This is a genomic window from Ruegeria sp. YTSA075 (genome assembly GCF_059610245.1).
In genome coordinates this window covers 29,230-42,398 of the sequence record NZ_JBXWNG010000012.1, presented here as the reverse complement: position 1 = coordinate 42,398, position 13,169 = coordinate 29,230, and the positions used below count along the sequence as shown (strand labels likewise).

At 57.4% G+C, this 13,169-nt stretch carries 11 protein-coding genes; 5 read left to right on the top strand and 6 right to left on the bottom strand.

What is annotated here, in order from left to right; genetic code table 11:
* The first annotated feature begins 15 nt into the window (after positions 1-15).
* Both motA and AC2FGE_RS17545 read left to right on the top strand, forming a co-directional pair.
* On the top strand, positions 16-885 hold the full coding sequence (gene motA, locus AC2FGE_RS17550; RefSeq protein ID WP_496820552.1) for a flagellar motor stator protein MotA: 870 nt from the start codon (positions 16-18) through the stop codon (positions 883-885).
* Entirely contained in the window at positions 882-3,017 is a 2,136-nt protein-coding gene (locus tag AC2FGE_RS17545) for a hypothetical protein (RefSeq protein WP_496820551.1), read from the top strand. The genes motA and AC2FGE_RS17545 overlap by 4 nt, the downstream gene beginning before the upstream one ends.
* Before the next feature lie 52 nt (positions 3,018-3,069).
* Here AC2FGE_RS17545 and AC2FGE_RS17540 read toward each other — a convergent pair whose 3' ends face one another.
* Together AC2FGE_RS17540 and AC2FGE_RS17535 are read right to left on the bottom strand one after the other, a co-directional pair.
* Positions 3,070-4,422, bottom strand: a complete 1,353-nt coding sequence (locus AC2FGE_RS17540; RefSeq protein ID WP_496820550.1) for an MmgE/PrpD family protein — start codon at positions 4,420-4,422, stop codon at positions 3,070-3,072.
* On the bottom strand, positions 4,419-6,860 hold the full coding sequence (locus AC2FGE_RS17535) for a GcvT family protein (protein WP_496820549.1): 2,442 nt from the start codon (positions 6,858-6,860) through the stop codon (positions 4,419-4,421). Before AC2FGE_RS17535 ends, AC2FGE_RS17540 begins: the two co-directional genes overlap by 4 nt.
* A gap of 331 nt (positions 6,861-7,191) precedes the next feature.
* On the opposite strand from AC2FGE_RS17535, the gene AC2FGE_RS17530 reads away from it, so the two are divergent.
* Positions 7,192-7,521, top strand: a complete 330-nt coding sequence (locus AC2FGE_RS17530; RefSeq protein ID WP_496820548.1) for a hypothetical protein — start codon at positions 7,192-7,194, stop codon at positions 7,519-7,521.
* Positions 7,522-7,524: 3 nt separating this feature from the next.
* On the opposite strand, the gene AC2FGE_RS17525 is transcribed toward AC2FGE_RS17530, so the two are convergent.
* Entirely contained in the window at positions 7,525-8,037 is a 513-nt protein-coding gene (locus AC2FGE_RS17525; protein ID WP_496820547.1) for a potassium channel family protein, read from the bottom strand.
* A 65-nt stretch (positions 8,038-8,102) separates the two neighbouring features.
* The gene (gene trhO, locus AC2FGE_RS17520; protein WP_496820546.1) at positions 8,103-9,008 is read right to left on the bottom strand and encodes an oxygen-dependent tRNA uridine(34) hydroxylase TrhO; all 906 of its coding nucleotides are present in this window, start codon (positions 9,006-9,008) and stop codon (positions 8,103-8,105) included.
* Positions 9,009-9,104: 96 nt separating this feature from the next.
* On the opposite strand from trhO, the gene pncA reads away from it, so the two are divergent.
* Positions 9,105-9,698: a bifunctional nicotinamidase/pyrazinamidase gene (pncA, locus tag AC2FGE_RS17515; RefSeq protein WP_496820545.1), complete on the top strand. Its 594-nt coding sequence runs from the start codon at positions 9,105-9,107 to the stop codon at positions 9,696-9,698.
* Here pncA and AC2FGE_RS17510 read toward each other — a convergent pair.
* The gene (locus AC2FGE_RS17510) at positions 9,695-10,228 is read right to left on the bottom strand and encodes a hypothetical protein (RefSeq protein WP_496820544.1); all 534 of its coding nucleotides are present in this window, start codon (positions 10,226-10,228) and stop codon (positions 9,695-9,697) included. The genes pncA and AC2FGE_RS17510 overlap by 4 nt on opposite strands.
* A 166-nt stretch (positions 10,229-10,394) precedes the next feature.
* Here AC2FGE_RS17510 and pncB point away from each other — a divergent pair, with 166 nt between their 5' ends.
* A complete protein-coding gene (pncB, locus tag AC2FGE_RS17505) occupies positions 10,395-11,687 on the top strand; it encodes a nicotinate phosphoribosyltransferase (RefSeq protein ID WP_496820543.1) in 1,293 nt (430 codons plus the stop codon).
* Here pncB and AC2FGE_RS17500 read toward each other — a convergent pair.
* Positions 11,684-13,135: an aldehyde dehydrogenase family protein gene (locus tag AC2FGE_RS17500; protein ID WP_496820542.1), complete on the bottom strand. Its 1,452-nt coding sequence runs from the start codon at positions 13,133-13,135 to the stop codon at positions 11,684-11,686. The genes pncB and AC2FGE_RS17500 overlap by 4 nt on opposite strands.
* Between the last annotated feature and the right edge of the window lie 34 nt (positions 13,136-13,169).

Genomic DNA, 13,169 nt, shown 5'->3' with positions numbered 1-13,169 from the left:
GCCTGGAGATCGCAAATGATTGGAATTGTTGGAATTATCGTCATTTTCGTAATGGTGTTCGGCGGCTACCTTGCAGCCGGCGGTAAGATGACAATCATCCTGAAATCGCTGCCATACGAGATGATGATGATCGGCGGGGCTGCCGTCGGGGCCTTTTTGATCAGCAATGATGCAGGTGGCATCAAGCACACAATCAAGGACATGGGTAAGGTTTTCAAAGGGCCAAAATGGAAGCCCGAAGATTACCGTGACCTGCTCTGCCTTTTGTTCTCATTGATCCGTATTGCGCGCGCGAACCCGGTTGAGTTGGAACAACACATCGAAGAACCCGAAAGTTCGAGCCTGTTTTCTGCTTATCCCAAGATTCAATCCGACAAAGAGGCGGTGGATCTGATCTGCGACACGATGCGCGCTGCCGCCATGAACTATGACGATCCGCATCAGGTGGAAGAAGTGCTGGATAAACGGATGGAGGCGAATTTTCATCACGCCATGCATTCAAGTCACGCATTGCAAACCGTAGCGGACGGCCTACCGGCCTTGGGCATCGTTGCTGCGGTTTTAGGAGTGATTAAGACCATGGGCTCGATTGATCAACCGCCCGAGGTGTTGGGTAAACTGATCGGGGGGGCGCTGGTTGGGACTTTTCTGGGCGTCTTCCTCGCCTATGGCCTGGTTGGCCCTTTTGCAGGCAAGTTGAAAAACGTGGTGGAAGAGGACAACCATTTCTACCAACTGATAAAAGAGGTGCTTGTCGCCAATCTCCACAACCACAACGCTGCAATGTGTATTGAAGTCGGTCGACAGAACACACCCACACATAATCGCCCCGATTTCACCGAGTTGGAAGATGCCCTGAAAGAGCTTAAGCAGGCGGCCGCATGATCCGGTTTGTCGTATTGGCATTCGCGTTGATGGCCTCAGCAACGCTGGCGTCGTCACAAGAGGTAACAATCCGCTCGGGTGAGCATGACGGATACACACGCCTTGTGTTTAACGTGCCGCCAAACACGGGTTGGGTCGTTAAGCACCGCAAAGGCGGGGCACGTTTGATCGTCGATCTGGACAATGTGACCTACAAGACCGGAGGCGTGTTCAGTCGACTGACAACAAACCGCCTCGCCTCGTTGTCGCAGAAACAGCCGGGGGATGGGCTGGACCTGGATTTTGGCTGCGACTGCGTTGCTTCTGCATTTCTTTATCGCGACTCGATGATCGTTCTGGATATTGCGCCCGGCGCGATATTGCCGCCGTTGCTAGCCAATATTCCCCCGCCCCGATCATCACCCAAGCCCGACCTTTCGTCACGCCCTAACCCATCAGAAGCCATTGAATTGCCTTTGTTGCCCCTTGGCGGGCAGAGTTTCAAGGAGCAGCTATCGACGCGTCTTCTACAAGGGGCGGATCGGGATGTATTGGATCTGAATCTGGCTACTATCGGACCAAGACGGCTGCCCGAGCTGCAGGCACTACCCTTGACGGGTGCTTTGAATTCAAACGTAGAGCTTTCGACCGCATTTGATGAACTCAATGCCCTGCTGGGTTCTGAATTCCCGCAGATCGAAGCCAAACCTACCTGTTTCACAAGCGTCGAGCTTGGATTTGAAACCTGGGCAGACGATCGGCCTTTCCTGGACCAAGTCGCACGGCTGCGCGCAAAGCTGTTTCAAGAGTTCGACAGGCTGGACGTAGACCGCGCTTTGGCTTTGTCCAAGCTTTATGCCTATTACGGTTTTGGCGTGGAAGCCCTCCAAATGCTGAGCCTTTCGAGCTTGCAAAGTGATGAGGCTCAACGGGTTGCGGCAATTGCAAGTATCGTTGACGATCAGCCGTTTTCCCAGCGCAGCCCATTTCACGGCCTTCAGCGATGCGACAGCGATGCCGCGCTTTGGGCTGTGATGGCTGAACGGAAACTGACAACCGATGCGCGCGTTGAGGCAATCGAACAAAGCTTTTTTCGATTGCCCGACCATCTGCGCCGCAGTCTGGGCCCGCGGCTATCCTCAATTCTGGTTGACGCCGAGCAACTTGAAGCGGCGCGGCGTGTTTTGCGGTCGGTAGAGCGTGTTGAATCGGAAACATCACCCTCACTCTCCAACGCCAAGGCCGAAGTGGCCTCTGCCGAAGGGGATGGCCAATCAGAAGAAGGCCACTTATCCGAAGTGATCAAAGCGCCTGAAGCCTCGACCGAGGCGCCGCTGGCCCTGGCGCGTCTGATTGAAAAACGCTGGAACGATCGCGGGGCTGTTTCGCCGCAGGAACTGGATCTCGCCGCCGCCTATGCGATCGAATATCGCCAAACCGATATGGGGCCTATGATGGCCCGAACACATGTGGTGGCACTAGGTCTGATACAGGAATTCGAACAGGCCTTTGCACTGATCGACACAATGCCAGTTAATGCAGAAGTTCCTGCCCTGCTGGACCGGCATCTGCAATTGCTTGCAGAACGTGCGGATGACTTAGCTTTTTTGAGACAAAGCCTGTCTCTCTCACAGTCTCAGAAGGATGCTGTTTCAACCGATACAGCTATTGCACTGTCCATGCGATTGACGAAGCTGGGGTTCGGCGCTCACGCGGCGGAACTTGCGAACCGCCACCAAGATCGCGCGAGGCGCGCGGAACGGGCGTTGCTACGGGCGCAGGCCGCGTTGCAGATTGGTCGCCCCTATCAGGCAGTTCTGGAATTGGCCGATGACCCGTCAGAGGCGGCCGATGCTTTGCGGATCGAGGCGATGATTGCCAGCCGCGACTTTGCCAACGCTGCAGCTTTGTTGCAGGAGGTCGGCGATGTGCAGGCCGCAAACAGATATTACTGGTTGGCAAATTTACCAGGCCGGGCCAATTCGGATATGAACGAAAAGTTCGCTGAATTAAGTGCGACGACACAGGCGCTGGCAAACCTGCCTGAACGCATGGAGGACAAACCGTTGGCAGATGCTGTAAACCTGCTGGATGAAAGTGTTCAAGCACGCGCAAGAATCGCTGCTTTGCTTGAAATCGTGGAGATCGATTAGACTAGTCAATCGACACCGGTTGCGGTCTTAAACTATGAGTTCTGGGAAAAGACTATAGGGCCGGTGGTTCATACAGAAGCGCAGCCAAATCAGCATAACGCGAATGCGGATCGGTCCAACCCAAAATCGCGTCGCGGATGGCCTCGGCCCGATCCACGCCGACGACAGGCTCAGCAAACTCCATGTATTTCGCAATTACGTCTGATCGCGAAAACGGCGCTTCGGGGCCGCCTCGGGCATGAGTATCGCCAGAATAAAGCACATGCCCATCCGTGGTGGTGATCTCAACATCGGCCCAGCGCCCCTTAGGGAACCGCGCAGTGTGCCGCTCAACTTCCGCAACCTGAATACGGGACATGAACGCGGCAACCTCGGGATCGGAAAGGCCGCTCCCCGAGATATGCTCAACACCAATCCGACCATGAAGTGCATAAACTGCCACCGCAAAAGGCAAAGAATACTGCGCTTGAGATGTCGACTGAGGGATACCCGAATACAGACAGGCCGCCTGATGAAAGCTGTTCACCTTCAGGGTCGCAATTTGGCTAGGGTTCAAATTGTGCTCGATCATCACCGCCCGCGTGGCATCGATGGCCGCGTGCGCCCATCGGCAGATGGGATAGGGTTTCACATATTGATGCTCGACCTGCCAGAAGCTCCCCAGATCCAACCAATGCGATGCCGCTTCATCAGCTTCGATGGTGATAGCCGGGGCCCCGGTGAACCCACGCTCAGCCAACACGGCGGCGGACAGACCAACCAATGCGCCCCAGCCTGACCCGTCATGCAGCATGGTGGGGTTTGCAATCTCGCGCATCATCTGGCTGCGGGGCCCATGGTATTCGGCGATGCCCATGGCCTGCCGCAGTTGTTCGGCACTTTGCGCCCGCAGGCGCGCTGCCATGGCCGCGACGCCCAATGCATTCCACGCGCCCGATGTGTGATAGTCACTGACGCTGTCATGCAGCGATATCCCGGCCCGACCGGCAATTTCATAGCCTGTGATCACCGCTGCCAACGCCTCGGGCCCTGACAGTTCGGGTCGATGTTCGGCCAAAGCTGCCAGAGTGGGCAGAACAACGACGCCGATATGACCCTTGGTCGGGTTATAGCCATCATGGCCGTCCAGATTATCGGTCTGGGCCGCGACCGCATAAGCCGCACCTGCCAGACTGACCGCGCGGCCATCGAACATCATGCGGGCGCTGAACGCTGGATCAGAGCTGGCATACAGCAGCGCTGCGGTGTCGCGCGCGATCACGCCCGCCTCCATCGGACCTGCGGCGATCAGGATACCCATCGTATCCAGCATCATCAGCGCCGCTGCCTCGTGCGCGCTGGAGGGCATATCGGAAGCCGCCCGCGTCAACGCAAATTCTGCAACTCGGGCGAAACTATTGGTCACGCCACGCCCTCCATCACCGGTTGTACATCGCGCAGCCGGTGGCCTGCCGGGTCAAACGGGGGCTCTGACAGAATCCGGGCTTTGTGCGGTTTGCCGAGGATGAAAACCTCAACCGTATCGCCGGGCTTGGCCACCTTCGGGTCCGCATAGCCGATCGCCAGCGATTTCCCCACCGAATAACCATACGCGCCCGAGGTCACGCGGCCCACCGGCGTGCCATCCAGTGCAAAGATCGGCTCGCCACCGCTGGCATCGGCATCTGCGGCGTCAACCTCGAAGATCGACAGGACCTCACGCGCGGAGTTGCCCTTGATGGACAGATAGGCCTCTTTGTGCAGGAAGTCCTTGTCCAGCTTGATCAGGCCCGCAAGGCCAACCTCTTGTGGCCAGTACTCCTGAGAATACTCGCGCCCCCAAGAGCCATAGCCCTTTTCGATACGCAGCGACCCGAGTGCGCGACCGCCAACCGGGCCACCACCATGTTCTTTCGCCGCGTCCAATAGCGCTGTATAGAGCCTGATCTGGTCGGATTCTGCGCAATGCAACTCCCACCCCAAATCGCCCGTAAAGCTGACGCGGATAGCCAGACAGGTGACACCCGCGACCTCGATGGTTTGCGAGCGCATGAAGCGGAACACCTCGTTCGACAGGTCCGAATTCGTCAAGCGTTGCAGGGTGTCGCGCGATTTTGGGCCCGCCACGTTGAAGCCAGCGATGCGGTCCGTGGCGACCTCAAGCGTGGTTCCTGCGGGCAGGTTAACCATGTTGAAGAAGCGCTGATGATAGCGCTCGGCCATACCCGAGCCGATCATCATGTATTCATCGTCTGCCACTTTGGTGATCGTGAAATCGCCTGCCACGCCGCCGCGCACCGAGATCAGCGGGGTCAGGCAGGACCGCCCAACCTCAGTCGGGACGCGGTTGGCCACCAGCTGATCAAGCCAGTCATAGGCGCCGGGCCCCTTGATCACGTAGTTGGCGAAGTTCGAGATATCGATCACGCCAACCGCATCGCGCAGCATCTTCACTTCGCGCCCCACCGGCTCCCACCAGTTCTGGCGGGTAAAGCCATTGGTTTCGACGGTTCCTGGCTGATCGGCAAACCAAAGCGGATGTTCCCAGCCGCAGTTCAGGCCAAAGACACACCCCATCGCCTTTTGCATCTCATAGGCCGGGCGCACGCGGGCGGGGCGGCCGGCGCTGCGTTCTTCGTTGGGGAAGTGGATGGCGAAACGGTGCGAATACTGATCCTCGACCCGCGCCTTGGTGAACTTCTTGTCGGCCCATTCGCCAAAGCGAGCCAGATCCCAGGCGAACATGTCGTATTGCGGCTCACCCTCGATCATCCATTGCGCCGCCAGCAGGCCCAGCCCGCCGGATTGCGAGAAGCCGGGGATGATGCCGGTGCAGCAGAAATAGTTCTGTAGCTCGGGCACCGGCCCCCAGATCGCGTTGGAATCCGGCGACCAGATCATCGGGCCGTTGATGACGCGTTTGACGCCCGCGGTGGCGGCGACCGGCACGCGTTCGGTGGCGCGGATCACGTTTTCCATGATCCGGTCCAGATCGTCGGGGAACAGATCGTGGGCGAAATCCAGTGGCGTGCCGTTTTCGGCCCAGAACCGCATGTCTTTCTCATAAGCCCCGATTAGCAGGCCATTGCCTTCCTGTCGAAAGTAGTACTCCCCGTCCCGGTCGGCGATCGACGGCAGACGGCGGCCCATATTGGCCACTTCGTCGATTGCTTCGGTGACGAAATACTGGTGTTCGGTCGGTTGCAACGGCAGTTCGATCCCCGCCAGCGACGCAACCTCGCGCCCCCAAAGACCACCCGCATTGACGACCCATTGCGCGTTGATGTCACCCTTTTCGGTCTGCACGATCCAAGAGCCGTCGGGCTGCTGTTCCGTCCCTATTACGGGGCAGAACCGCTCAATCGTGGCTCCCATAGCGCGTGCGCCTGCGGCATAGGCCATGGTCACACCGGACGGATCTACATTGCCGCCATCGGGTTCGTACATGATGCAGCGGATATCATCGAACTGCGCAAGCGGATGCAGTTCTTTCGCCTGTTCACGGCTGATCTCATAAAAGTTCAGGCCGTAGAACCGCGCTTTGGCCTCTTGCAGGCGCAGCTGATGTTCCCGGTCTTCGGTTTGGGCCAGGTATAGCGAACCTGGTTGAAATACGCCGCAGCCTTGCCCTGTCTCTTTCTCCAGCTCTTTATATAGGTTCATCGTATAATGCTGGATGCGCGTGACGTTGTTATTGTCATGCAGCCCATGGATATTCGCCGCCGCATGCCAGGTCGAGCCGGATGTCAATTCATCCCGCTCCAACAAAACAACGTCTGTCCAGCCGAGCTTGGCCAGGTGATAAAGGATTGAACAACCGACTAGGCCCCCTCCGATAACGACGGCCTGTGCGTGGGTTTTCATGAGATCTCTCCTAAAAAATCGGGCGCTGCCTGCATGGCAGGTTTCAACAAGAGTCAGCCATAGGTTGGAATAGGCATATGTTCTGTTCCCGACGCCAAATGTCGGGAACAGGTCTTTCTTAACATGAGTCTAACTCAACCCAATTAAAACCTTTATGATGTTTGGAAAGCTTCTGGGTTAAGTGGAGTAACCCTGTAATCTTTTTGAATACGGGCCTGTCATCAGGGCTGCTTTGGAGGAAAAACGCCGAACGACAGGCCAAAACCCACAGGATACTTGAAATATTCGGTTAATGTTCTATTTATGTTCTACAAAGTCAGAGGACAAACCGATGGCCCAGCACATCCGAAATTCGGCTCTGGGTGAGCCGAGCAACGATTATCACCTGCTGCCAGTGACAGACCGGCAGATGCGGTATGCCCGTGCGATTGCAGAGCAATCTGCGCTGGAAATCCCTGTTGATGTGCAACGAGACCGCAGGATGCTGTCTGACTGGATTTCAGCGCATAAGCCCCGCGCAACCTCGCAATTCGACAATTACCCAACTGGCAAGCAGGTCGCCTTTGCCGAGCGGATTTCGCGCAGCAAACGCCGACCTATCCCATCCGAATGCTTCCATGATAAACGGATGATGTCGCGCTGGATTGACCAGAACAAATAGGCACTAACCTTGGCCATTTGGGGTGTGGTTGCGTGCATAGATCGCAACCGCGGCTGCCACAAACATACCCAGCAGAATGTAACCTGTGACCGCTTCGGCCGCAGCAAGTGCGCGGCACAGTCCGACCGGGGACATGTCCCCGTAGCCGACGGTGGTGAAGGTGACATACGAGAAATACAAAATGTCCCCAGGCCCCTGTGCGCCGATCACGCAGTTGTCGTTGTAGCCAAAGGCTCCGTAGACGGCGGCAAACAGGAATGGCACGACCTGAATGAAGGACACGCCCATCAGCAGCAACAGCCGCCGGGGGGATTTCACCTGGGTCACATAGTACCACGATTGCGAGGCAATCCAGATCAACAAACCCACTGAGGCGAAAGAGCCGATTGTATCGCCAGCGGTCGCATCATTCAGGCGCGACAGGCCATACCACGCCAGAAAACTGGCAATCACCAAACCCAATGCGGCCAGCAGGGTCGATTTCCACTCTTCCAGAGTTTTCGGTTCACGATGCATTGGGGCTCCATCCCGCTGGTGTGCCCCTGATCATCCGGCTTAAGGAGCAGGCCCGCAAGCTGAATTTAGCTCGAACCCAGATGCTCAAACCCACGTTTGCGCGCCAGCAGGATTTGCTTTTGCCGTTCACGAAACCGGGCCTTGTCCGCCTCGGAGGTCTCATCGACACAGCGATGACAAGCCACGCCGTGCTCATATTCATGGCGTTTCATATCTTCGGGCAGGATCGGGCGGCGGCAGGCATGACACAGACTGTGCGGCCCCTCGACCAGCCCATGACCGACCGAAACACGGTTGTCGAACACAAAGCACTCACCCTGCCAGGTGCTGTCCTCTGCAGGCATCTCTTCGAGATAGCGCAGGATCCCGCCTTTCAGGTGATAGACATCCTCAACCCCCTGCCCCAGCAGATAGTTGGTGGATTTCTCGCACCGAATGCCGCCTGTGCAGAACATCGCGACACGCTTGTTGTGAAAGCGGTCCTTGTTTTCCTCCCACCAGGTTGGGAAGTCACGGAAACTTGCGGTTTCAGGGTCTATTGCGCCCTCAAACGTACCGATTGCCACCTCATAATCGTTGCGTGTGTCGATCACCACCACATCGTCCGAGCGGATCAGCTCGTTCCAGTCCTCCGGCTCAACATAGTTGCCGACACGGGCACGCGGATCGACATCCGGCTGGCCCATGGTCACAATCTCTTTCTTCAACCGCACCTTCATCTTGCCGAATGGCGGATGGTCTGCGGTTGCCTCTTTCCACTCAAGATCAGCACATCCAGGCAGCGCCTTGATATGCGCCAGCACCGCATCAATCCCAGCACGAGGACCCGCGATGGTGCCGTTGATCCCTTCCTGCGCCAGCAGCAGCGTGCCCTTGACCGATTGGGCGCGGCACAGGTCCAGCAACGGATCCCGCAGGGCGGCGTGATCCGGAAAGCGGGTGAAGTGATAGAGAGCAGCGATCGTATACATGCGCGCGGTCTAAACCCGCAGGCACAGAGTCGCAAGAGACCGCATTGACGACCAGCCCCCGCCCGCCTACCGATAAAGCATCAAAGGAGGCCCCAGATGACCCATGCCCTGATCATAATCGACGTCCAGAATGATTTCTGCCCCGGGGGTGCGCTGGCGGTAGCGGGCGGGGATGAGGTCGTGGCGCCCATCAACGCAATGATGAATGATTTCGACGCGGTGATCTTGACGCAGGATTGGCATCCGGCAGGCCATTCCAGCTTTGCTAGTTCGCACCCGGGTAAAACGCCGTTTGAGATGATCGATATGCCCTATGGCCTGCAGGTCCTGTGGCCCGATCACTGCGTTCAGGGCACGAATGGCGCGGCGTTTCACCCCGGTTTGCGCACCGACGCCGACCTGATCATCCGCAAAGGATTTCGCAGCGCAATCGACAGCTATTCCGCCTTTTTTGAGAATGATCGAAAAACACCGACAGGACTTAAAGGCTATCTTGACACACGTGGCCTGTCGAAGGTCACCCTGGTCGGGTTGGCAACGGATTTCTGTGTTCACTACTCCGCCGTAGATGCCGCACAGCTGGGGCTGGACGTGACCGTCCGACTGGATGCCTGTCGTGGGATCGATATGGACGGGTCAATGGCAACGGCTGAGCAGGCGATGCGCGCCGCCGGTGTGATTCTGGCTTAAGGCGTCGGGGTGCCGCTCGCCTCCAGAAACTTGAACATCACAAAAAGTATGACCGCCAAGCCCAGGGCAAAGCCGATGCGACCCGGAATGGCCCGCCGCCGGGTTCGGCTCGCCGGGATCGGTTCTGGCGTAGGCGCAGTCAGAACAGGCTGCACGATCCCTTGCACCGGCCGCGCGCGTTTCACATGCGCTAGGAACTGCAAAAGGTCGAATTCGCCGCTGTATTCACCCTGAACGCCCTGGCTTTTGATATTGGCAAACAGCACCTGCAAAATCTGGTCACGGTCGGCCTGATCTGAGGGCGGATAAACATCGGGCGCGATACCGCTGTCATGCGCGGCCAGCTCGAACCCCGCATCCTGAAATATCTTGCGAATCTTGGGCGATGCCCCGCGCAAGGCATCCGACGTTTTCACATCCCGAAACAGCGCCACAGGGCGAATCCCATCCTTGGTCTCGCCTGATAGTGTTTCAAATGCTTGATCGCCTGATGTTTTTCTTAAAATATCAAAATCGTATCGAAGACTCATTCACGAACCAACAACCTTTTCTTTCCATCCCGCACCCTCACTAATCGGTGATCAGATCAAACAATATGCCCGCTTTGTGGCGTCAAGCGGGCATTGTCACCAAATCAGCGACTCTTGCCATTCGCCGTGCCGATTGATCTAACAACGGAAATCGCAGGAGTTCCCCATGGTCGATATTGCGACCCGTGTTTACAATCACAAATGGAAGATTGATCCGATTGTGCGGTCTTTGATCGACACGGATTTCTACAAACTGCTGATGTGCCAGTCAGTGTTTCGAAACAAGCCCCAAACAAATGTCGAGTTTTCGCTGATAAACCGCTCGAATCACGTGCCATTGGCGCGCCTGATTGACGAAGGCGAGCTGCGCGAACAGCTGGATCATATCCGCTCGCTCAGCCTCAGCCGGGGGGAAAGCACCTGGCTGCGCGGCAACATGTTTTATGGCAAACGGCAGATGTTCCGCTCGGATTTCATGGAGTGGTTCGAAAACATGCGCCTGCCGCCCTACCACCTGGAGCGTAAGGGCGACCAATATGAACTGACTTTTGAGGGTAAATGGCATGAGGTCATGCTGTGGGAAATCCCTGCTTTGGCCGTGCTGATGGAACTGCGATCCCGCGCGGTATTGAACCACATGCGCCGGTTCGAGTTGCAGGTTCTTTATGCCCGCGCAATGACGCGGGTATGGGAGAAGATTGAACAGCTCAGCACCATTCAGGGCCTTGGGATCGCGGATTTCGGAACACGTCGGCGGCACTCTTTCCTCTGGCAAGACTGGTGTGTTCAGGCGATGATCGAAGGATTGGGCCAAGCCTTCACTGGCACCTCGAACTGCCTGATCGCGATGCGGCGCGAGGTCGAGGCCATTGGTACCAACGCTCATGAATTGCCCATGATCTATTCCGCTCTGGCCGACACGGATGAGGCATTGGCGCAGGCCCCGTATGACGTCCTGAGCGATTGGCATGATGAACATGACGGCAATCTGCGCATCATCCTGCCCGACACCTATGGCACCAAGGGCTTTCTGGACCGCGCGCCCGATTGGCTGGCGGGTTGGACCGGCATCCGCATCGACAGCGGCGACCCTGCTGAAGGGGCCGAAGTGGCCATCAATTGGTGGAAGTCTCGTGGTGAGGACCCGAAACGGAAGCGAGTCATATTCTCCGACGGGCTGGACGTCGACAAAATCAAGGAACTGCACGCGCAGTTTGTCGGGCGCACCAACATCTCATTTGGGTGGGGCACCTTGTTGACCAATGATTTCCGCGGGCTTGTACCGAATGAGGCGCTAGCGCCGTTCTCTCTGGTCTGCAAGGCGGTGTCAGCCAATGGGCGGCCAACGGTCAAACTGTCGGACAACCCGGAAAAGGCGATGGGTCCCGACGATCAGATCGACCGCTACAAGCGAGTGTTTGGCGTTGGTGCTCAGAAGGCCATCGAAGTGATCGTCTAGCCGTGAAACGCCGCAACCGTTTTGAGTTGTGAAAAGCCATAAAGCGCCTCGAACCCCTTCTCACGGCCATGGCCGGATTTTCCAACCCCTCCGAATGGCAATTCGACGCCACCGCCAGCGCCATAGTTATTGATGAACACCTGCCCAGAGCGCAAGCGTTTCGCCAGCCGCATCTGCCGGGCACCATCGCGGGTCCAGATACTGGCGACAAGGCCATAATCGGTGCTGTTTGCTATAGTTAGAGCCTGTTCTTCGATCTCAAACGGGATCAGAACCTGAACCGGTCCGAAAACTTCATCCTGCGCCAGAACGTGATCAGCTGGCACGTCAGCGAATAAAGTCGGTTGGACATAGGCACCATCCTCTGGCGCACCCGGAGTGATCTGCCCCCGCGCGGCTATGGTCAAATCCTCTCCCTTCGCCAGAAAACCGGAAACGATGGTTTTTTGCCTGTCTGAGATCAAGGGGCCCACCCGCAGGTCCTCCATTGCGGGCCCAACAGTCAACTGGCCATAAGCCTCAGACATTCGTGCCTTGACCTGATCATAGACCCCGCGCTGCACCAGAATGCGTGATGAGGCCGAGCAGGTTTGCCCCGCATTCTGAATGCCCGCATTAACTAGAAACGGTAAAGCCGCGTCCAAATCAGCGTCATCAAACACCAATTGCGGGGATTTTCCGCCGAGTTCCAACGTCACAGGGACTACGTTGCGCCCCGCTGCTTGCTGCACCAAAGCCCCAGTCGCGACGGACCCAGTGAACGAGATATGATCGACCCCAGGATGTCCGGATAGCGCGGCCCCAGCCTCGGCCCCCAATCCGGGCACAACATTCAGCGCGCCAGCCGGTAACCCGGCCTCAGTCGCCAGATGGGCAAAGGCCAACGCGGTCAGGCAGGCCTCTTCCGCTGGTTTCAGAACACAGGCATTGCCCATGGCCAGCGCTGCGCCGACCGAGCGACCAATGATCTGCATCGGGTAGTTCCACGGCACGATATGACCTGTCACGCCATGTGGTTCGCGCAGCGTGTAGACGGTGTAGCCGTCCAAATAAGGAATGGTCTCGCCCATCACCTTGTCCGCCGCACCACCATAAAACTCACAATACCGCGCCAGGGCTACGGCATCCGCCCTTGCCTGTGTCAGCGGTTTGCCGACATCCATCGCCTCCAACTTGGCCAAATCATCAACACGCTCCAGAACCAACCGCCCTAAGCGGCTTAGGATACGCCCCCGCTCGAAGGCAGGCATCCGGCCCCATTCGCCATCTAGGGCAGCGCGGGCCGCTGCGACGGCGGCATCGACATCCGATGCATTCCCCCGCGCGATCCGGCAGATTTCCGATCCATCGGACGGGTTGACCAAGGGCAGAGATTGACCATTGACCGGCGATTGCCACGCGCCCCCGATCAAACAGAGGCTGGGATCAAACCATATCATATTGGTCATCGGAAACTCCTACTTCGGCTCTAATACTGATGAA